The organism is Pseudoduganella sp. HUAS MS19 (genome assembly GCF_053615455.1).
In genome coordinates, this window is record NZ_CM132133.1 from 5994967 (window position 1) to 6014997 (window position 20031).

24 protein-coding genes are annotated in these 20031 nt (G+C 61.1%); 14 read left to right on the forward strand and 10 right to left on the reverse strand.

What is annotated here, in order from left to right; translation table 11 throughout:
• Positions 1-12 precede the first annotated feature (12 nt).
• Complete coding sequence (locus ACWBU6_RS27440) at positions 13-2781, reverse strand: M12 family metallo-peptidase (protein ID WP_452646489.1); 2769 nt, start codon at positions 2779-2781, stop codon at positions 13-15.
• 190 nt (positions 2782-2971) lie between these two features.
• On the opposite strand from ACWBU6_RS27440, the gene ACWBU6_RS27445 reads away from it, so the two are divergent.
• Genes ACWBU6_RS27445 through ACWBU6_RS27455 form a run of 3 tightly spaced genes read left to right on the forward strand, consistent with a single transcriptional unit; the run spans position 2972 to position 4435 of the window.
• Positions 2972-3490, forward strand: a complete 519-nt coding sequence (locus tag ACWBU6_RS27445; protein ID WP_452646490.1) for a hypothetical protein — start codon at positions 2972-2974, stop codon at positions 3488-3490.
• 3 nt (positions 3491-3493) lie between these two features.
• Positions 3494-4054, forward strand: a complete 561-nt coding sequence (locus tag ACWBU6_RS27450; RefSeq protein WP_452646491.1) for an exonuclease — start codon at positions 3494-3496, stop codon at positions 4052-4054.
• Positions 4055-4063: 9 nt separating this feature from the next.
• On the forward strand, positions 4064-4435 hold the full coding sequence (locus ACWBU6_RS27455) for a cupin domain-containing protein (RefSeq protein WP_452646492.1): 372 nt from the start codon (positions 4064-4066) through the stop codon (positions 4433-4435).
• 117 nt (positions 4436-4552) lie between these two features.
• On the opposite strand, the gene ACWBU6_RS27460 is transcribed toward ACWBU6_RS27455, so the two are convergent.
• Positions 4553-5101 (reverse strand): 2OG-Fe(II) oxygenase, encoded by a 549-nt coding sequence (locus ACWBU6_RS27460; RefSeq protein ID WP_452646493.1) that lies wholly within the window; start codon positions 5099-5101, stop codon positions 4553-4555.
• Positions 5102-5221: 120 nt separating this feature from the next.
• Here ACWBU6_RS27460 and ACWBU6_RS27465 point away from each other — a divergent pair, with 120 nt between their 5' ends.
• Genes ACWBU6_RS27465 through ACWBU6_RS27495 form a run of 7 tightly spaced genes read left to right on the forward strand, consistent with a single transcriptional unit; the run spans position 5222 to position 8417 of the window.
• Positions 5222-5962: an NUDIX hydrolase gene (locus ACWBU6_RS27465; RefSeq protein WP_452646494.1), complete on the forward strand. Its 741-nt coding sequence runs from the start codon at positions 5222-5224 to the stop codon at positions 5960-5962.
• 6 nt (positions 5963-5968) lie between these two features.
• Positions 5969-6421 (forward strand): hypothetical protein, encoded by a 453-nt coding sequence (locus ACWBU6_RS27470; RefSeq protein ID WP_452646495.1) that lies wholly within the window; start codon positions 5969-5971, stop codon positions 6419-6421.
• A complete protein-coding gene (locus tag ACWBU6_RS27475) occupies positions 6414-6752 on the forward strand; it encodes a ribonuclease E inhibitor RraB (RefSeq protein WP_452646496.1) in 339 nt (112 codons plus the stop codon). Before ACWBU6_RS27470 ends, ACWBU6_RS27475 begins: the two co-directional genes overlap by 8 nt.
• Before the next feature lie 2 nt (positions 6753-6754).
• Entirely contained in the window at positions 6755-7186 is a 432-nt protein-coding gene (locus ACWBU6_RS27480) for an HD domain-containing protein (protein ID WP_452646497.1), read from the forward strand.
• A complete protein-coding gene (locus ACWBU6_RS27485) occupies positions 7183-7629 on the forward strand; it encodes a hypothetical protein (protein ID WP_452646498.1) in 447 nt (148 codons plus the stop codon). Before ACWBU6_RS27480 ends, ACWBU6_RS27485 begins: the two co-directional genes overlap by 4 nt.
• Positions 7630-7654: 25 nt before the next feature.
• Positions 7655-8059, forward strand: a complete 405-nt coding sequence (locus ACWBU6_RS27490) for a cupin domain-containing protein (protein ID WP_452646499.1) — start codon at positions 7655-7657, stop codon at positions 8057-8059.
• 1 nt (position 8060) lies between these two features.
• Positions 8061-8417, forward strand: coding sequence for a hypothetical protein (locus ACWBU6_RS27495; protein ID WP_452646500.1), 357 nt, complete (start codon positions 8061-8063; stop codon positions 8415-8417).
• On the opposite strand, the gene msrA is transcribed toward ACWBU6_RS27495, so the two are convergent.
• The gene (gene msrA, locus ACWBU6_RS27500; RefSeq protein ID WP_452646501.1) at positions 8410-8934 is read right to left on the reverse strand and encodes a peptide-methionine (S)-S-oxide reductase MsrA; all 525 of its coding nucleotides are present in this window, start codon (positions 8932-8934) and stop codon (positions 8410-8412) included. The two genes, ACWBU6_RS27495 and msrA, sit on opposite strands and share 8 nt — an antisense overlap.
• Positions 8935-9085: 151 nt before the next feature.
• Here msrA and ACWBU6_RS27505 point away from each other — a divergent pair, with 151 nt between their 5' ends.
• Positions 9086-9592 carry a flavin reductase family protein gene (locus tag ACWBU6_RS27505; RefSeq protein ID WP_452646502.1) on the forward strand — a complete coding sequence of 169 codons (507 nt, stop codon included), beginning with the start codon at positions 9086-9088 and terminating at the stop codon, positions 9590-9592.
• A gap of 35 nt (positions 9593-9627) precedes the next feature.
• Entirely contained in the window at positions 9628-10806 is a 1179-nt protein-coding gene (locus tag ACWBU6_RS27510; protein ID WP_055933847.1) for an acyl-CoA dehydrogenase, read from the forward strand.
• 38 nt (positions 10807-10844) lie between these two features.
• Here the strand turns inward: ACWBU6_RS27510 and ACWBU6_RS27515 are convergent, their stop codons facing one another.
• Genes ACWBU6_RS27515 through ACWBU6_RS27525 form a run of 3 tightly spaced genes read right to left on the reverse strand, consistent with a single transcriptional unit; the run spans position 10845 to position 13275 of the window.
• Positions 10845-11279 (reverse strand): hypothetical protein, encoded by a 435-nt coding sequence (locus ACWBU6_RS27515; protein WP_452646503.1) that lies wholly within the window; start codon positions 11277-11279, stop codon positions 10845-10847.
• 11 nt (positions 11280-11290) lie between these two features.
• Positions 11291-11839 (reverse strand): hypothetical protein, encoded by a 549-nt coding sequence (locus ACWBU6_RS27520; protein ID WP_452646504.1) that lies wholly within the window; start codon positions 11837-11839, stop codon positions 11291-11293.
• Positions 11839-13275 carry a hypothetical protein gene (locus ACWBU6_RS27525; RefSeq protein WP_452646505.1) on the reverse strand — a complete coding sequence of 479 codons (1437 nt, stop codon included), beginning with the start codon at positions 13273-13275 and terminating at the stop codon, positions 11839-11841. The genes ACWBU6_RS27520 and ACWBU6_RS27525 overlap by 1 nt, the downstream gene beginning before the upstream one ends.
• Positions 13276-13415: 140 nt before the next feature.
• Here ACWBU6_RS27525 and ACWBU6_RS27530 point away from each other — a divergent pair, with 140 nt between their 5' ends.
• A complete protein-coding gene (locus ACWBU6_RS27530; RefSeq protein ID WP_452646506.1) occupies positions 13416-13886 on the forward strand; it encodes a group II truncated hemoglobin in 471 nt (156 codons plus the stop codon).
• A gap of 106 nt (positions 13887-13992) precedes the next feature.
• Here the strand turns inward: ACWBU6_RS27530 and ACWBU6_RS27535 are convergent, their stop codons facing one another.
• The 3 genes from ACWBU6_RS27535 to ACWBU6_RS27545 all read right to left on the reverse strand — a co-directional run bounded on the left by ACWBU6_RS27535 (position 13993) and on the right by ACWBU6_RS27545 (position 17155).
• Complete coding sequence (locus tag ACWBU6_RS27535) at positions 13993-14673, reverse strand: OmpW/AlkL family protein (protein WP_452646507.1); 681 nt, start codon at positions 14671-14673, stop codon at positions 13993-13995.
• A 21-nt stretch (positions 14674-14694) separates the two neighbouring features.
• Positions 14695-16068, reverse strand: coding sequence for an SGNH/GDSL hydrolase family protein (locus ACWBU6_RS27540; protein WP_452646508.1), 1374 nt, complete (start codon positions 16066-16068; stop codon positions 14695-14697).
• A 169-nt stretch (positions 16069-16237) separates the two neighbouring features.
• The gene (locus ACWBU6_RS27545; protein ID WP_452646509.1) at positions 16238-17155 is read right to left on the reverse strand and encodes a LysR substrate-binding domain-containing protein; all 918 of its coding nucleotides are present in this window, start codon (positions 17153-17155) and stop codon (positions 16238-16240) included.
• 72 nt (positions 17156-17227) lie between these two features.
• On the opposite strand from ACWBU6_RS27545, the gene ACWBU6_RS27550 reads away from it, so the two are divergent.
• Positions 17228-18571, forward strand: a complete 1344-nt coding sequence (locus tag ACWBU6_RS27550) for a S41 family peptidase (RefSeq protein ID WP_452646510.1) — start codon at positions 17228-17230, stop codon at positions 18569-18571.
• Here ACWBU6_RS27550 and ACWBU6_RS27555 read toward each other — a convergent pair.
• Positions 18531-20012: an alpha/beta hydrolase family protein gene (locus tag ACWBU6_RS27555; RefSeq protein WP_452646511.1), complete on the reverse strand. Its 1482-nt coding sequence runs from the start codon at positions 20010-20012 to the stop codon at positions 18531-18533. The two genes, ACWBU6_RS27550 and ACWBU6_RS27555, sit on opposite strands and share 41 nt — an antisense overlap.
• Between the last annotated feature and the right edge of the window lie 19 nt (positions 20013-20031).

Below are 20031 nucleotides of genomic sequence, written 5' to 3' on the forward strand. Positions count from 1 at the left end.
ACGTGACGATCTTTAATTGATAGTGAAGTTGGCGTTTGAAACATCAAAGAACACATTACCGATCGCTTCAACCTTGACTCGCGCAGCCGTTGTCGCAAGAGCAGGCAACGTCACCGCCTTGCTGCCGTTATTTGGCGTACTGGCCGCCAGCACGTAAGGGAAAGTCAGGCCACCGTCCGTCGACAGGCTGATCTTCACATTGGCCGTATTCACCGGTGACGCAGCAGTATTCGCGACGTTCCACGTCACGTTCATTTGCGAACCGCGCGCCACCGCGACCGCGGTATTCGGCGCCGTCACCAGGAACGGTCCCGCTCCCGTCGCCAGCACCAGTGCCGTCGCTGCGCTGCCGACGCCGCCATGGCCATCGCGTGCCGTCAGGCGGAAGTTCAGGGTCGCCGGCCGCGCATTGACCTTGCTATAGCCGGTGTAGTTGGCCGTCGGCAGGAACTCCGAATAGCAGGCGATATTGGCAGCGGTCGGTGGCGATGCCGCAGCCGGGCAGGCCCCGGTCTCGGCGTTAGTGTTATTGGCCAGGATCTGCGCCATATCTGGGAAAACCCGGGTAGGGTCCGTGCTCACGATGTTCTCGCCAGGCGAACCATAAAGTAAAGCATCGCTATCGCTGACCACCGCCTGCACGCCAAACTGCCGGAACAGCGGCCCATTCGCCTTGCTATTGCTCATCAGGGCAGTGCCGCCGGTGCCGGCGCGGTCGTTCTGCTCCCACATATACGTCATCTGCTCGCCCTCCGCGTTGCTTGCGCTGCCGGTCAGTGCGAACGGCGTGCGCACGGGGATAGTGTAAGTTGGCACCACGCTGACCACTGGCGTGCTGTTTCCCGTCTGCGTGACTACGCCGCGCTTCCTGGTCGGTCCGCCAGCCACAATCTCGTTCACGTGGCCGCTGCAACCGCCACTGCAACTCCCCATTTGCAGTACCCCGGCCGTCACGCCGGCCAGCGAGCCGCCAAAGGTGACTGTGAAGCCAGCGTCGCTGACAGCGCTCACGGTGACACTGGCAGTCGATGGCCAACCGGGAATAGACTGGATTGCCGACTTGATTCCTGTAGTCGTGTAATTGGTGCCGCGGACGATCGGCGCCGAGGTGCTGCCGTTGTACGACAGAGTGAACTGCTGGCCATTGGTCGTGAAGCCGCGCAGTACGCCCATCTGCACCGAAGTCAGATTGGATTCAGTGCCCGCGGTATAGGCGGTGATTTCGTCGAAGCTGCGCTGCGACCAGTACGCGTCGCTGTGCGTCTGCAGGTTATCCGTGCCGCAGATGCCGGCATAGGCCATGATGGATGAACCGCTGCCCGGCTCCACGGAAGTCGTTGCGCTGCGGTTGCCGCCCGCGCAGCTTCCGGTGGTGCCGTTGAAGGTGTGGTTTCCAGCGAACTGGTGTCCCATTTCATGCGCCACATAATCCACCGCGTAGAAGTCGCCGACCGGAGTCGGAATGCCTGTGCATCCCTGCGCCTTGTAGCTGCCGCCGACCACACCCAGGCTGGCGATACCGCCGCCATTCAGGCCAAGGGCGATATGGCCGACATCGAAATTGCCCGCTCCCGCGAGCAGGCCAACGACAGTACGGTTGCGGGTCAGCGTGGAACCGCTGCAACCGGAAGCCTGGGCCGGCGTGAAGCAGGCCATGGCCCCGCACGGCCCGTTGGCGCCAGTCATCTGCGCGTCGGTGTCGAGGTTCAGCGCGTCAGTGTTGTTGATCAGGACTAAGCGGATCGACGTCTCATCTTCATAGACTTGCGTCACGCGGTTGATCAGGCTGACCTTAGCCGCCGTCACATTCGCGCTACCGCCGAAGTAATTGGCGTAGGAAGGATCGGTGAGCAAGGCCAGGCGATAGGTGCGGAGTTGCGAGCCGGTCGCCGCAGCGGCGTTGATCCCTTCCGGCACCACATGGTAGGAGCTGCTGGTCGCGCTCGAACCATCGGAGGCGGTTACCGCATAGGCGCCCACACCGCGCGTCGGATCCGCAGCAAAGGTTGCGCTTATTACCCCGTCTTTATCGGCCGACGCCACCATGCTGTGAACGGGGCCGAAATCCGAACCTTCGTTGCGTACCGTGAGGGTAACCGAGGCGCCAGGTGCGAAGCCGGCGCCGCGTACTTCCACCTCATCGCCGGCGTGGACAAAACTGCGCGTGAGGATCACCTGCGGTGCCTTGATTTCACCTTCCTTGAAAGGGCCGTGGCGGTTCGAAAGGTCGCGCGCGTTATAGCTGGTGTAGACGCTGTCATCCAGATGATGCGCCGGGTCCACGTACCAAGCCCCATTCGGCGAACGTACCGATGCGCGCAAGCCAAGCGGGGAAATGTCCATGCGCAGGGTCGCGGAAGGATCGTCGATACCCCGTCCGGCGTAGGTCCTGATCTCCGGATGCTTTGCTGCGAGTTCCGGCTCCATCACCGGCGAATCCACGACACGGAAGCGCTGGTAGCCGCCCTGTGGATGCGGCAGCGAGATGACCACGTCGCTTTGTTTTGCCGATTGCGCGCGCTCATGCGGTGCCCGCGCAAGCAGCTGCGCCAGGCCGGCGCGGTCCAGCGTCGCGGCATGATAGCGGCGCGGCAGCGCAGCAGCATTGGCGCTCTTGCCATGCACGCGCTGTACGTCGGCCTCGCCGGCATCGCGCCAGAAGGCACCGCTCGCCTGTACCGGGATGTGCCGCTTGCTTGAATTTTCTGCTGCCAGTGTGTTCACCGCACCGAGGATCAGTGCACTCGCGAGCGCGAGCTTCAGGGGGGTATGCGTAGTCATTCCGTGCCTTTTTAATTGGAAGGTTGTTGAAGGTCGAAACTGTGCAACTACTGCAATGGAGGAGTATTTCGGAATTGATGAGTTGCCTCAAGCGATGTTCGATTGGCGCGTCGCCAGAAGCCGACAGAGGCGTGCACAAGCGGCGTGCTACCATTTGCAAGAACGTTAACTAGCAACCTTTTGAAATAGCATGTTCTGGAACCGCAACAAGACATCCAAGGCTACTCCCGTCGATCCCCGGGATCATCACTACGTCTTCGCTCACATCCTGGTGAAAGAAGTTTGTGCGCAAGATCCGCTGCGGTTCTTTGCCTTGGTCGCATCGCCCGAGCAGAAAGACTTCGTGGCCTGGCTTTGGGAGATGACCGCCAAGCAGGTCGGACGTCCAATCACCGAATTCGACCCGGGCCAACTGGAAGTCAGTACCTTTCGCGTTAAGGATGCGCCGGCAATACTCCTGAAGATGCCCGATCCGATCGCGGCGGCCGAGGCGCACATGGTCGGAGTCATCCTCACAGACTTCCCCAAAGATGCAGCCGCTGAAAGCAAAGGAAGCTTCCGCTATTTCACCCTTGAGCACGGAGTGAACCTGGACGGCACGATCGGGACAGTCCTTTGCGAGTGGGATGATGAGGAACACAAAAATTTTGGCGATGGTCCGCCACCAACCGTCGAAGCCTTCGCCGGTGCGATTGAAGCGAGGCTTTAATCCTTGAACGAGATCTACATCAGTACAGACGTCGAAACGGACGGACCGATTCCCGGGCCGCACTCGATGCTCAGCTTCGGCTCCGCTGCATACACTGCGGATAAGAAGCTGATTTCAACCTTCTCGGCGAACCTTGAAACATTGGAGGGCGCGGCCCCACACCCGAAGACTGCCGAATGGTGGGCGACGCAACCGCAAGCATGGGCCGCCTGCAGAACGGACCTGCAGGCGCCAGCGGCGGCGATGCATGCCTACGTGAATTGGATCAAAGGACTCAAGGGCAAGCCGGTGTTTGTCGCATATCCAGCTGGCTTCGACTTCCTGTTCATTTACTGGTACCTCATGCGGTTCGTTGGCGAAAGCCCGTTCAGCCATTCGGCGCTGGACATGAAAACCTATGCGATGGCCGTCCTCAAGACCGGCTATCGGGACAGCACAAAGCGCAACATGCCGAAGGAATGGTTCGACAAGCTACCGCACACGCACGTGGCATTGGATGACGCGATCGAACAAGGGGCGCTCTTCTGCAATATGTTGAAGTTCAATCAGCACTTCCCTCATTGAGGTACTTCTATGACCGATGTCGTCTCTCCGAAGCAGATTGCAGCTGGCCTTACCGAGCACTGGTCGCCGCGCGTGGTGGCAGAATTTGAAGATTCGTTCGTCAAAGTAGCCAAGGTCCAGGGTTCGCTCGCATGGCACAGCCATGATAACGAGGACGAGCTCTTTTATATTCTCAAAGGCTCATTAACCATTGAGATGGAAGACAGAACGGTCGTGCTTCATGAAGGCGAGACTTTTGTAGTTCCCAAAGGCGTCAGGCACAATCCGGTCGCCGTTGAAGAGTGCCATCTCATGCTAATCGAACGCAAGTCGACACTGCATACCGGCACCGAAATGACAGCCAAAACGCGCAGCCTTGCAGAACAGCTGCGCCCCGTATAGCCACGATTCCGGCCCGGCCCGATATTTCGTGCGCTGACTTTCAGCTGATTTGCGGGTGTCAGGTTGCGTCGAACGCCTGACAACAGGTGGCGAGTCTTCCACATCCTAGCAGTTCACTTAATTGCACCTTTCGTACATCACGTCCGACCTCAATACATATTTGGTCCCCGCAGTAATCTCCGCGCCCTGGTGCGACTGGTTATGAGGGAAAACCAGCAGCATTCCTTCTCGTGGATGCACGGTCTCCCACCTGAACTGGGTGTCGCCGCCCTCGAAGCCGGCATTCAGGTAGATCAGGAAAGTCAGCAGGCTTACCTCGTCCGGCGACTTCTCGAACGAGCCGTCCTTGTGCCATTTGAAGTACTCGCCCCGGCCGTAGCGATAGAAGCGAAAGCGCTCGTTCAGGCCGTGCAGGCGCCATTCGCCAATGAACGCCGGCAGCAGCGGTGCCGCGCGCGCAAACAGCAGTTCTGCCAGGCATGGGTCGTCGAAGATCACCCGGTCGTTGTTGCGAATATCCTCGCGGCGCACTGAACCCGTGCGCAAGTTCACCTCAGACGGTTGATAGCCCATCTGCTCACCCATTTCGACGTAGTGGCGGCATTCGTCTTCGTTGAGGAACTGGTCCACCGTGAAAATGCCAAGTCCAAGTTGTTCCGCATGCATGATGTCGCCTTCGCCTTATGTTAGTGCACATAGTACACTAACTTAGTTATGTTTTGCACTAAGTTATTTTTATTTATCACTAAGGCGGGTAGAATGGCTGCTTAACAGAAGAGGACTCCCATGAGCGGCGGCGAAACAGAACAGGAATTCCTGCGGAAGTACAACATCCACGACTTTGACGTTCCGCTCACCAGCGTCGATCTCGTCATCTTCACCATTCGCGAGCAGGCCCTGCATGTGCTGCTGGTGCGGCGCGGCGAACATCCGCACAAAGGACGGTGGGCGCTGCCCGGCGGTTTCGTCGACGTTCATCGCGACAAGGATCTGGATGCGACGGCTTTGCGCAAGCTGCGCGAAAAAACCGGCGTTGAGGCGCCCTACCTGGAGCAATTGCAAGGCTTCGGCAGCGCCACCCGCGACCCGCGCGGCTGGTCTGCGACCTTTGCCTACTTTGCCCTGATCGGTTCGGACGGCGTGGAGTTGCGCCACGGCTCCGGCAGTGACGCAGCCAGCTGGCATCCGGTGGAAGGCCTGACTGCAAAGGATGCGCTGGCTTTTGACCATTCAACGATTCTCGACGTGGCCTTGCAGCGCTTACGAAACAAGGTTGAATACACCTCGATACCCGTGCATTTGCTGGCGGCTGAGTTTACCCTCTCCGATCTGCAGCGCGTGTATGAAACCATCCTCGGACGTGCGGTGGAAAAGAGCGCTTTCCGGAAGCGGATCAAGGAAGGCGACTTTCTCGAGGAGATTCCGGGTAAGCAGCGCCACGGCAGCAATCGCCCGGCGCAGTTATACCGGCTGCGCGCCGGCCATCCGACTGTGTACTTCAACCGCGTGATGGGCGCGGGCGGCTAACTACGCATGAATCCTGTTCTCTCACTATTTGTCGATAAAGAACCTATTGCACCGTGCCGCTTTTCGGTGCCAGAGATGAGCTTGAGCTCTGCGCGGACAAGGATGGTTCGGCACAACTTCTTGTTCGTGATTGGTAAAAACGAAGTGATCGAGTTCCTGGAGCCAGCATATGCCGCTTGGGTTGAAGAGTCGAAACGAGATGATGAAATCTGCGGAGGCCCACAGGATGATCTTGCCCTTGCCGGTTACCCTGAATTGGCGCGCGTAGTTGAAATCCCGCCTCTTCTGGAACTTGTCGTGGGAGGCTATCTACTGCGCGACCTGCTTGGGACGCTGACTTGGGACGGTAGCAGCCAAATTGAGTTTTGGTTTGACCAGGTCTCCGAATGCCAGGCCGACGATGAGCTGGTTCGGATTTCCGGCAACTGTTACAGCAAAATGAGAACGAAAAATGGATGATAACCATACACTTGAGCAAGACTGGCCGGCAGATGCCGATGGCGATGTGTTTCGACGAATGCATGCTGATGGCTTCGATTTTGCGACGCCAGCCAGCATCGACTTCAACGTCGACTTTGATGATTGGCCACCTTCCGGCGAACTGATTTCAGCATTAGCCCAACGCTACGCACAAGTCGAAGTTCACGAGCCGGACGAATATCGTGGATACGTTTCATTCGTGGTCACGGCAAAAGTGAGTTACGAACTCGTGATGTCCGTCCAGCGCTCGGTTTCCGAACTGGCGGCGCCGTACGGCGGCGTTTGCGAATCCTGGGGAGTAATGCAGTAACCATGGCTACACTAGAACGAGCAATTGAAATCGCTGCTGCGGCTCATGCAGGCCAAGTTGACAAGGCTGGGCAGCCTTACATCCTTCATCCCTTGCGCGTGATGCTTCGCGTCTCAAGCGACTACGAGCGCATGGCAGCGGTGCTGCATGACGTGGTTGAAGACACCCCCATCACGCTGGCGCAGTTAAGCAAGTCGGGCTTTCCGGCCGAAGTCCTCGCCGCCATCGAGGCGCTCACCAAGCGTCCAGGGGAAACCCGGCTGCAGGCTGCGGCGCGCGCTGCATCGAATCCGATTGCGCGCGTCGTCAAGCTTGCGGACAATGCAGAAAATATGGACCTTAGCCGCATCGCCAATCCAACGGAGAAGGACCTTGCGCGCCTCGATGAATATAAACAGGTTCGCGCGCTCTTGCTTGCATCGGAGTCAAATTGACACGCATTCTCGACATCGTGCTGGCACTGGGCCTGGGGGCGGCGCTGCTTACGGCAGTTTTCATCTTTGGTGATCCCGCTTATCTGGGGCCCTGGTATTACGTGCTTGCCTGGTGCGCACTGGTTGGCCTGGTCCAGATCACCAAGGCACCACCTTTATCTACGCTGGGCGCCGCAACTGCGTTGACCGCGACTTTCCTCGGCTATTGGGCTTGGCAGGCCTCGCTGTCCCGGCCGGAGGGCTTGCTGGGTCTCGGCCATCTGTTCTCGCTGCCCGGCCTTGCCGTGGCAGCGGTCGTCGCGGCCTTGTATGCACGACGCATTGGCCTCAGGCCCGCGACTGCTTTCGCGATGACCTTCGTTGCGTGTTGCGCCGGCTTTGGCGCTGCGCAGCTGGTAGTCTGCCGGACCGCCTTGTATTGCGGTCCGATTTCCGGGATGTGATTCCATCGTTGAAGGAGCAAGCGCCATGGTGACAACTGTTGGACCATTCAATGCTCTTGAAACCTACTTGCACCTGGGGCCTGGGGGAAGTTCGGTCCCACTCGAAGTCAACGAATCGTTCTGGCAAAAGCTGACTTCCGGTGGTTTCGCCCACCTCGGCCCAGGGCGGCTGGTATCGACTTACGACTTCAGCGAAGACTGGACCAGCTGGGAACAGCACCCTGCCGGCGAGGAAGTCGTCGTGCTGATCGCAGGCGCGCTCGAATTCGTGCTGGAAACGAGCGACGGCGAGCGCACGCTCACGCTGGACCAGCCCGGCCAATTCCTGCTCGTCCCGCGCGGCACCTGGCACACGGCAAACGTCGCGCGAAGCGCCAAGGTGCTGTTCATTACGCCCGGCGAAGGTACCGGCCATCGGCCAAGGGATTAAGATGCAAGGAAAAGCGGAAGCGCTGAAGCCTATCCTTTCTCTGATCAGCAAATCGGAAAAGGCGCAGCAGAAGGTGGCGGCAGGGACATGGCAGCACGCCATGCTCGGTGCCAACCTCAAGGCCTTGCAAATCGCGTCCGCCTTGATGGATGAGGATCAGGATGCCCTCGCCCGGTTCGCGCCAGGCGAACTGAAAGCCGCCCGGCAAAGCCTTGCATCAATGATCGGGAAAACGGCACAAGCTCAAACCAGGTTCGCAGCGGGAACGGCGCAACACTCGCTCCTGACGAACAGGCTCAGCGCCTTGCGCAGGGCTGAATCCGCCGTCAGCGAAGCGTGCGCCCACGAGATTATTTGAGCTTTTCAGCGTACATCTTGCGGAACTTGGACACCTTGGGCGCTACCACGAAGGCGCAATAGCCTTGCAGCGGATGCTGGGCGAAATAGTTCTGGTGGTAGTCCTCGGCCTTGTAGAACGGCGCCGCCGGCGCCAGTTCGGTGACGATCGGGGCATCCCAGACGTGGGCCATCTCGGCGATGACCTGTCGCGCCGTGGCCTCCTGTTCGGCGTCCTGGTAGAAGATCACCGAGCGATACTGGGTGCCGACGTCATTGCCCTGGCGGTTCAGGGTAGTTGGGTCGTGAATCGTGAAGAAGATGACCAGCAGGTCGCGGTAGCTGATCTGGGACGGGTCAAATTCCATCCGCACCACCTCGGCGTGGCCGGTTTCGCCGGTACACACCTGTTCATACGTGGGATGCGGCTGCGCGCCGCCCATGTAGCCGGATTCGACCTTGGTGACACCTTTCGCCTCCAGGTACACCGCTTCGGTGCACCAAAAGCATCCACCGCCCAGGATTGCTACTTCAGCCATATCGCCCTCCTCACGTACCGGAAGTATTACTGTAGCGCAAATCGGCGCGCACTGCTCGAAAAGTGCCGCCTTAGCTAAAATCCCCGTCGCTTTCGCCAAAGGTTAGACTATCGTTCTTTGGCATAATCTCTTTGAAACAAACAGGTCCCGCATGAATACCAGCTCCCCACGCGCCTCCTCGCGCGAGTTCGACAGTGTGCATTTTCGCCAGGCACTGTCGCAATTTGCCACGGGTGTGACCGTGATTACCACGCGGCTCGCTGATGGCAGTTTCCGTGGCTTGACGGCCAGTTCCTTCAATTCCGTCTCGCTCGACCCGCCATTGGTGCTGTGGAGCCTGGGCACCGGCGCCAACAGCCTGCCCATTTTCAGCGGTAACTCGCACTATGTGATCAATGTGCTGGGCGCCGACCAGGCCCATTTGGCCAAGCTGTTTTCGACCCGTACCGAAGACCCGTTCGGCACGGTCGAATTCGAGTTGTCGCGCACCGGCCAGCCTATCCTGAAGGGCTGCACGGCGTGGTTTGAATGCCACAACCGTAGCCGCTACCCGGAGGGCGACCACGTGATTTTCGTGGGCGAGGTCGAGCATTGCGAGTTCGCGGGGAACGCGCCGCTGGTTTTCCACGGCGGAAAGTTCCGGGACCTGTCGAAATGATTGATTTTTTATAAACAAAGAGAGACAGGAAGCATATGAGCAAAGCCGCATTCCACTGGGACGATCCCCTGCTGCTGAACGACCAGCTTACCGACGACGAGCGCATGGTGCGCGACGCCGCCGCGGCTTACTGCCAGGACAAGCTGCAACCGCGCATCCTGGAAGCCTTCCGCCACGAGCAGATGGACACTTCCATCTTCCGCGAGATGGGCGAACTGGGCCTGCTGGGCCCGACCATTCCTGAACAGTACGGCGGCCCGGGCCTGAACTACGTGGCCTATGGCCTGATCGCACGCGAAGTGGAACGTGTCGATTCCGGCTACCGCTCGATGATGTCGGTGCAGTCCTCGCTGGTGATGGTGCCGATCTATGAGTTCGGTACCGAAGCACAGAAACAGAAGTACCTGCCAAAGCTGGCTACCGGCGAATGGATCGGCTGCTTCGGCCTGACCGAGCCTAACCACGGCTCCGACCCGGGCTCGATGATCACCCGCGCCAAGAAAGTGCCAGGCGGCTACTCCCTGACCGGCTCCAAGATGTGGATCACCAACTCGCCGGTAGCCGACGTGTTCGTCGTGTGGGCGAAGGATGACGAAGGCGCGATCCGCGGTTTCGTACTGGAAAAAGGCATGAAGGGCCTGAGCGCTCCTGCCATCCACGGCAAGTTCGGCCTGCGCGCTTCGATCACCGGCGAAATCGTGATGGACGAAGTGTTCTGCCCGGAAGAAAACGCCTTCCCGGACGTGCGTGGCCTGAAAGGCCCGTTCACCTGCCTGAACTCGGCCCGCTACGGTATCGCCTGGGGCGCGCTGGGTGCGGCGGAAGCCTGCTGGCACACCGCCCGCCAGTACACCCTGGACCGCCAGCAGTTCGGCCGTCCGCTGGCAGCGAACCAGCTGGTGCAGAAGAAACTGGCCGACATGCAGACCGAAATCACGCTCGGCCTGCAAGGCTGCCTGCGCCTGGGCCGCATGAAGGACGAAGGCACGGCCGCCGTCGAAATCACCTCGATCATGAAGCGCAACTCCTGCGGCAAGTCGCTGGACATTGCCCGCGTGGCGCGCGACATGCTGGGCGGTAACGGCATCTCCGACGAGTTCGGCATCATCCGCCACATGGTGAACCTGGAAGTGGTCAACACCTACGAAGGCACGCACGACATCCACGCCCTGATCCTGGGCCGTGCGATGACCGGCATCCAGGCCTTCCAATAAAAAAATGGGGTACGTCCCCATTTTTTTGTTGTTTGCGCTTACATTGGCTGGGTCAGGAAGTTGAGGTTTGTCGCTGCGGTGGTCTTCTCTTTCGCGGCGCCCTTCTTGCCGTCGGTTGAAAGCTTCTGCCAGCGGTCCACGAAATCCGACAGCGCGTTCATCAGCGCAACCTGCTTGTCCGCCTTGGCGATGATTTCGCCAAGTGCCTTGTGCAGGCGGCTCGATTCATCCACGATCTTCTGCGTCGGCGCTTCGGTCGACACCGGACCGAAACGGTGCATGAACGCTTCATGCGCCTGGCGGAAGCGCGCAATCATATTGGCCATGTCGAGGTAAGCCGCCGCGGCTGCGGCGCGTGCGCCATCGGTGCTGCCGGGATCGGAGGCTGCGTCTTCGAACTCGTTCTGCTTGGCTTTAAGGCGCCGCAGGGAATCGAAGTAGTCCAGCATGTATTGTTCGGTGAGGGATGCCATCTTGGTCTCCATTACTCATTGGCTTTCTTTTCTGCTTCTTCAATTTTCTTCTTGCCTTCTTCTACGCTGTCTTTCACAGCCTTGATGAAGGCCTTCAGTTCACTGCGCCGGATATCCCAGCCGAGCTCCTCCCCCATTGCCGCCAGCTTCGCCTGGACGGCCGAGGTGGCGGCGCGGGTATCCGGGATCGGCGCCAGCAAGGCGGCAACCGCGGCCTCGTTCCGGGCATTCGTGTCCGAGTACTCGGCCTGGCTTAACGCCAGGCCTTCGGTATTTGCGACCAGCTTGTCGATCAGGGTTGACGACAGCTTGTCGCCCGCGGCAACGCGCGCTTGCAGGTCGCGCTGCTTCTCGCGGTCGATGAAGGCGATGGCCTTGCGCTGGGCAAGCAAGGACTCGGCCCGTGCGTTCAGTGAGTTGCGTTCAACCCGCCTGAATTCCGTTAGCGAAGATTCGAGCTGGGCGACCAGGCCGACGCCATGGTGCGCCTGTTCCATGGCAGGCTTGGGTGTGGAGCATCCGCCCAGCGCCAGCGCGGCGCACATCAGGAGCATACGCATTATTGAACTCCCTTCGCGATAAACAGCAGTGCAATTGCGTTCACCAGGCTTGCGATGTCTTCCTTGCGCACGCCGGCTTCGCCATAGTCCGCGAGCTGATTGATGGTCGATGAGATCAGCACATTCCACTGCGCGATATTGCCTTCCGCATAGGTGATGGCGCGTTCATGGTCCAGTGCATTGCGCTGGATATCGGTCTTGTTCACCTCCGCAGCCAGGCGGCCGTTGGCGTCGAGATAGGAGGCCGCGCTCTTCCAGACCTTGGTCTTGTCTTCAAAGGCTTTGCCGCTGGCGGCTTTCGCCGTTTCGACCGGCGCCAGCGCCGCCCGTACCTGCATCGCGGCCATGTCTGCGCTCACCGACTGCAATGCTTGATGGCCATAGCTCAGCGAGCGTAGCTGCTCGAGTTGCCAGGTCATTTTGGACTCGAGCAATTGCAATTCCATCGCCTGCAATTGCGCGTCCTTGGCAGCGGCATCCGCCTTTGCCTGTTCGAGGTTGCGCAGCAGGAGTGCCGCGGCCAGCCGCGGCTTCTTCGCATCGGCCAGCGCCACGCGCGACTGGTCGAACCATTCCGCGAGGCTGGCCAGGGCAGCGCTGGTGGTGCTGCTTTCGCCGCTGCTGTCGACATTCCCGGCCAGGGAAGCCAAGGTCGCATCAAGTGCTTTCACCCTTTGCTCGGACACGAACTGGCGCGATACGGGGTCGGGCAGCTTCTCGAGCTTTGCCAGCGCATCGCCAAGTTCCCTGGCGATGGACTTCAGCTTGTCCTGCGCGCGCGTGGGGTCGGCGGACAGCTTTTCCAGTTCGCCGCTGTATTCCTTCGACAGTTTTGAAACCTGGTTGCGCGCCGCAAGGCTGGCTGCCTTGGCGCCGCTGATCGCGGCCCTGGCTTCGGCCACCGCCTTCTGGGTGACAGCCAGCGCACCGCCCTTGAATTCGAAACTGGCGCCGGCAGTCAGTCCGGTGCCCGAGCATTCGTCAACGGCAATCGTCCAGGCTGCACGCAGGTGTGCCGGTGCGCCGGCATGAATCTTCGCCCAATCTTCGTACGCCTGTTGCGACAAGACGCTGCAAGCGGGCATCTCGAATCCAGCGCGCGTGAACTCGATTTCCGCATCATGCAGGTTGCTCTTCGCCCTTTCCTCCTTCTTCAGGGCCGCGGCCCAGGCGAGCGCAACTTGCGGCGAACCGGCCAGCGCTTCCAGCTGCTTCCCGATCGGGTCCTTCAGTTGCGACGCAACCGTACCTTCAAACACCATGGCGCGGATCAGCGCATCGCGCCGGGCTTTCTGCAAGGCCTCCTCCGTCTTGAGCTGTTCAGCCAGCAGGGCGGCTTCACTCTTGCGCGCCACGCTGAGCTGGGCAGGGATATCGACAGCCTTCCAGGCATCCCTGGCTGCCGCGCCCTGCTTGTGCCGCGTTTCGCTATACATCGCGCAACCGGTAAGGCTGAATAATGCCGGCAGCAAGGCGGCAAAACATATCGTTCGAACTTGCAAGCTATTCCCCTCCATCTTCCCGTTTTTCTTTATGCTAGCATCGACGTCGCTCCATCCTTCAAAGGACCGACACCATGCCCCAGGATCACGTTCCAACTTTGTACGAATGGGTTGGCGGCACCGAAGCGCTGAACCGGCTGACCACCCGTTTCTACCAGCACGTCAAGGCCGATGCACTGCTCGGCCCCGTCTTTGCCCATATGGGCGACCATCATCCGGCACACGTCGCAGCCTTCCTCGGCGAAGTGCTGGGCGGGCCGACCGCCTATTCCGAAGCGCACGGCGGCCACGCCCACATGATCCGGCAGCACCTGAACCGCCACTTGTCACAGCAACAGCGCCGCCGCTGGGTGGCGCTGCTGCTGGAGAGCGCCGACGAACAGGCCATGCCGGACGATCCTGAATTCCGATCGGCCCTGGTGGGCTACCTGGAATGGGGCTCGCGGCTGGCCGTGATCAATTCCCAGCCTGGCGCCACGGTCGATGCAGACCAGCCGATGCCGACGTGGGGCTGGGGCGAGGTCAAGGGGCCGTATCAGCCATAGCCGGTTGGACGCGATACCGCTCGATAATAGTGCAAATTTTGCATCTCCGCACATCCGCCGGACGAAAAAAAGCCGCCTCACGGCGGCTTTGCGGCGTTAGCCTGGCTTAGAAGCGGTAGCCGACCGACAGGCTGACTGCCAGCGGATCGAGCTTGATGTCCAGCGTCTGGCCGGTGGAGAAATGGGCCCTGGTCTTGAGCTTGGTCTTGACCACGTTCAGGTCGGCGTAATAACGCTCGCCGAGCTTGGCAGTGGCGCCAATCAACAGGCTGCCCGCGTGCTTGGAGTCCAGCGAGTAGGTTGCCGGCTGACCACCAGTGTTCAGCACTGCGGTCAACTGGGCCGAACCGGTCTCCTTCTGGAAGTAGGCATAGGTGTAGCCAACGCCAATGTAAGGACGCACGGTTGCAGTCGGCTCGAACATGCGGTACTGCAGGAAGATGGTCGGCGGCAGCGCTTCCGCGGTACCGAGTTCGCCGGTGCCTTCGATCGAGCCGGCGCCGTACAGGGTGTGCTTGTACGGCACGCCCAGCATCAGTTCGGTGCTCACGTGGTCGGTGATCATGTAGCCGATGCTGAAGATCGGCTTGGTATCGGAACCGACTTCGGCCTTGATGCCTGGCTTGGACGGCGCGGTCACGTCGCCGGAAGTGACATCCGGCGAAATGCGGTTGACGCCGACTTTGCCCAGCCATTCACCTTTGGATTGCGCCGATGCGCCGGTTGCTGCACCCAGCGCGGCCACCACGGCCAGCAGCTTTACAGCGGTGTTGATACGTTGTGTCATTGTGTCTCCAGTGTCCTTTGATTACAGCCAGCCCTTGGTTACCATCTTTTCCGATACATAGCGTGCCAGCAGCAGGTGCAGGAACGGGGTCGGGTGCACCGTATCGGCATAGGAGTAGTGGCTGACGTCGCCGGCCTTCAGGTTGCTGGCGCTGCAGCCCAGCGAGTTGCCCAGGATGTTCTTGGCAGGAGTCAGGTCGCAAGCGGTGTCGGTGACGTTGGTCAGGCCGTATGGGCCGGGATTGGTCGCCTGGTCGTGGCTGACGCTGAAGGTGTCCACCAGCAGGATCTTGGCATCGCCCGACAGGCCGGCCGACAAGGTGTCGTTGAAAGCTTTGACCATGCCGTTGATCAGCGCGCGGGTGCTGGCCGATTGCGCCAGTCCGGACGGGGTGTTGGCGATGTCCGGCATATTGTTCACCACCACGAAATTGGCGCCGTTGGCCACGATCTGGGTCTTGACCAGTGCCACCAGCTCGGCACCGGCCTTGGCGATCTCCTGCACCAGGATCGGGGCTTGCGCGGCGGCGTAGTCGGCGCCGGCCTTGGCGCCGGCAGCGGCGGCATCGGCCTGCGCCTTGGCGACCATCGGCTCGTACACGCTGGCCGAGACCGCGGCAGTATTGCCGGCCGTGTAAGCAGCAGTCACAGCGGCCTGCACGATGCTGGCGCTGGTGCTGCCGGCACGTGCCGCTTCGGTGGCGATGGCCAGCGAGATCGATTGCACGGCGGTGGCCGGGTTGGTAGCGCCGGCTGCCAGTTGGCTGGCCAGGCTGGTCGCGAAGACGGTATTGCCGGCTGCAGTGCCAGCGGCGGTAGCGCCGGCCGACAGGTGCTCGAGGCTGATCAGCACATCGTTGTTGCCGCCCATGACGTAGACGATTTCATCGCCTTTGAATTTGCCGCCGACGGCTGCCAGGTGGTTCTTGACCTGGGTAACCAGCGGCACGGTCAGGGCGCCCAGCGGGCTGCCGGTGGCCTTGTGGCCAGGGCCGACCGGATTGGTCACGCGGGCGCCGCCCTGCGCATAGCTGTAGCAGCCTGCCTTGGTCTGCACCGGCACGCTGAAGCCTTTGGCGACATCGCCATCCAGTCCGGTCATTGCCGGGCATGGTGCCGGCAGTCCCACTTGCGCGGCCATCAGTTCGGTCCAGTTCTTGCCGGTCAGCGCCGGGTTCGAAGCGGTGCTATTGCCGTTGATGGTGAAGGTGCCGCCGCCGATCGCGGCGACGGTGCCGACCTTGTAGGTGCCCACGTCCGACAGGCTGTCGCCGAAGGAAACCTGGGAGGAATATTTGAGCTTGGGGGTCTGATCGCCTGGACGAGGATCGTTGCCGCCGCAACCGGCAATAACTGCCGCTGCCATGACCGTCATGGCAAGTTTGAAATGACGCATTGTGTCTCCAGAGGGATGGTTTTTATTGTGCTTTGCGAACGTACGTGCTATTCGCTGCCGAACTAATATGCCAGCTAGGACTTGCTCGTTACAAGTAGAAATTTGTAAAAACAACAGCCTTACACAATCAAGGGGGGCGACTGTAGCAGCCGCGCATCAGCATTGCAAGTTACGCCTGTTCCAGCCAGGGCGGACAGGCAAATTCCTGCTTCAGGAAATCGAGGAAACGCCGCGTGCGCTGGGGGCGCTGCCGGGTATTGGCCGGCAGCAGCGCGACGATGTCGGCTTCCGGCAGCGCATGGTCCGGCAACACCCGGCACAGGACTCCGCTGCGCAGCTCGCTCGCAACGTCCCATTCCGAGCGCAGCATGATGCCGTGGCCATCCAGCGCCCATTGCTTGATGACGCGGCCATCGTTGCAGGCCAGGACAGGCTCGATGCGCATGGTGCGGTACTGGCTGGCGCCCGGTGGCAGCAGTTTCCAGCGTGTGGCGTCTTCGTCATTCTCGCGCAGGGCGAGACAGGCGTGGCTGGTCAGTTCCGACAGGTCGCGCGGGCTGCCGTGACGCGCGAGATAGGATGGCGCCGCGCACAGGTAGCGGCGGTTTGGCGCCAGCACTTGCTGCCGCAGGCTGGAGTCACGCATCGCGCCGATGTGGATCACCACGTCCCAGCCTTCGTGCAAGCGAAGGTTTGGCCGGTCCGATAGTTCCAGCTCGAAGGCCAGTGCCGGATGCTGCGTCCGGAAGCGCGCCGCCAGCGGGGCAATGTATGCGCTGCCGAACCCGATCGGCGCCAGCACACGCAAGCGCCCGGCCAGTTCATCGCGCTGTTCGTGCAGCGCCAGCTGCAAGGCGTCCATATCGGCCAGGAGGGCTTGCGCACGCTCGGCCAGGACCTGGCCTTGTTCGGTCAACGCGATGCCGCGGCCCTGGCGGTCGGCCAGTTTGAGGCGCAGCTTGTCTTCGATGGCTTGCAGGCGCTGGGTGACGGAAGAAGGTGTCACATCGAGAAGGCGCGCCGTAGCGGACAGCGAAGGCTGGCCAGCCAGGACGCAGAAAAAGCGCAGGTCGTCAGTGGAGAGCATTAAGGCCAGCCTTAATCATGGAAACATAAAATCTTAAGCACGGACTTTATTCTATTTATTAGAATTCCGGCAATGAAAATTCCTGCCCTTCTCGTCGCCCTTGGCGCGCTTTGCTGCGCCCCCGTCCACGCCGATCCGGCCCGGTTCACGCCCGCGCAGCTGCAGCAAGACCTGCAATTCATGCGCGATGCCATTGAAAACACGCATCCGGAACCGGCGCTGCGCACAGGGCGAGAAGCCTACGACCACGCGTTCCAGGTGGCGCGCACCAGGCTAAGCCAGTCCCTTTCGCGCGACGAAGCATGGCGCGTGCTGGCCGCCATGAATTCCGTTTTCAACGATGCCCACCTGGCCGTCGTTTTTCCCGACTGGCGCGCGGAAACACGGGCTCACCTGCAAACGGGCGGCAAACTGTTCCCTTTCGAAGTCATGATCGATGGCCAGCAACGATTGCGCATCGTAAATGCACTGGGTGGCGGTACCAGCACGCTGGCCGGCCGGCAGGTCGAGACCATCGATGGCATGCCGGCCTCGCGCATCCTGAGTGAGCTGGGGACACTGGTGCACGGCGATACGCCTGCCTTCCGCAATAAGCTGCTGGAGCGGCGCTTCTGGCTGTACTACTGGAAGAATTACGGGGCCAAGGATCGCTTTACGCTGCAGGCCGGCGGGCAGGTCCTGGACGTGCCTGCCGTGTCGGCGCTGCCGGCGGCGGTGGCGGGCGAGAAATCGTTCGAACAGACCTTCCAGTTCCGCATGCTGCCCGGCGGCGTCGGCCTTCTGACCGTCAATCAGTTCGCCTGGCCGGACAAGCAGCGCTTCTACGAATTCACCGAACGCGCCTTCACCGCCTTGCGCGATGCCGGCGCACACACGCTCCTGATCGACATACGCGAAAACGGCGGCGGCGACGACGATATGTGGAAGACGGGCATCCTGCGCTACATCGCGGATAGGCCCTTCCGCAATGGATCAAGCTATGTGAAGAAAGTACTGGAGGGCCGCGCCGGCCCCGGCGAAAAAGTGGGCGATATCGTCACCGGCAATGTGGATAGCTGGGTGCAGCCGGAGCCTGCGCATCCGCTGCACTTCAGCGGCAAGGTCTTCGTCCTGGTGGGCGACCTGACTTATTCGTCCGCCATCCTGTTCAGCAATACGGTGCAGGATTACGGCTTTGCCAGGCTGGTTGGCGCCGGCGGCTACGCCTATGTGCGGCAGACCGGCGGCACGCAAAAGGAACACCTGCTGCCTAATACAGGACTGGAAGTCGTGGTGCCGCGCTTCGTGCTCGACCGCCCTTCAGGCAAACGTAAACCGGCGCTGCTTCGGCCTGACATCGTACTGGCCGACGATCCATTCGATCGCGAGGCGCTGGTCAAGGCGCTCCTGAAGCATCCTGCGGCAACAAGGAATTGAAGTAGGTGCGGGCGGCCAGCAGGCACGGCGCGCCTGCCAAGCGCGCGTGATAGCTCTCCATCAGCAGCTCCTTGGCGCTGCGGTCGCTCTTGGCTGCCGCTTCCTCCGCTCGTTTCATGGATTCTTCGCTGATCAGGGCGAAGCTGCGGCGGGCCGTGCTGAAACCATCCTGGGCGCCCTGCTCTTCGAGGTCGACCACGATGGGAGGCGCGCCATGCTGGCTGAAATACTCGGCCGCCGCCGTCGCGTTAAAGAAGGGCACCGAAGGGTCCTTGCTGCCGCCGCACAGCAGCAAGGGGCTTTGCGGCGTGTAATTGCGCAAGTCGTTTTTCAGCATCCATTTGCGCAGGTTGTGGGCAGGCGTGCAAGCGCCGTCGTCGCAGGGATGCTGGGCCAAATCCTGCAGGTAGGCCTCGCGGTAACTGGTTCGCACCAGGTGCGGGTTACTGAAATAGACGGAAGCGCCATTTCCCTGCGGCTGCGAGTCGAGCGCGAAGAGGGCGGATTTGGGCAGTTTGCCTTGCTTGACCAGTTCCTTGCGCGTCATTTTGGTCGGAAACAGGGTTTCAATGCCGCTGGCGTACTGCAGTTCGTACAACTCTTCCGGCTTATTGTAGATGGCGGCGCCGGCACGCTGGGCAGAGGTGGCGATCAGCGGCAGGTAAATGGTGATGCCGGCATTCGGCTGGCCGCCGAACACCGTGTCGGCGAAGCGCGCCATGGCATATGGGCCGGACAGGCCTGCCGCCGCGGTGACCTTGAATTCGCTGCCGCGCTGCATGGCGCGCTGCGTGGCCAGCGTGACGTGGCCGCCTTGCGAGTAGCCCGCCAGGAATAGCTGCGGCCCCGGCCTGACCTTCAGGAGCGTCATCGCGCTGCGGGCGGCGCGCAAGGCATCGATCATGTCGGCCGATTGCTGCTCGGCGTTCAGGTAGGGGTGGTAAGGCAGCGAAGAGCCGTCGTAGCCTGCGTAATTGGGCGCTACGACAATGTAGCCCTGGGCGGTGAACAAGGCAGCCACCAGCTTGGCCTCACCGCGCAGGCGCGCCATATTGTGGTCCTTGGCGGTCGAGGTGCCGTGAGCGTACAGCAGCACCGGGCGCGGTCCCTGGCAGACAGGGTCCTTGCCCGATGGCAGGATCAATGCGGTACTGGCGTCGGTTGCCTCGCCACTGCCGCCGATAGTGCTGTAGCGCAGGCTGTACGTGGTGATGGTGCAGCGCGGTTTGCCGGCAGCTTCGGCCAGCGCGGTGCCGGCCTTTTCCAGCACTTCGGCCAGCATTTCGGGTTCGATGCGCTTGGAGGTGCTGAACACGCCGGTTTCGATGCGCGACAATGTGGGCCCCGAAAGCAGCGTGCCACGTTCAGGGGCGGACAGCATGGAGCGTGCGCCGGACGACGATTCGGCGGCAAAAGTAAAAAGCGGAAATGCGATCAGCAAGGTCGCAACACTAGGCGCG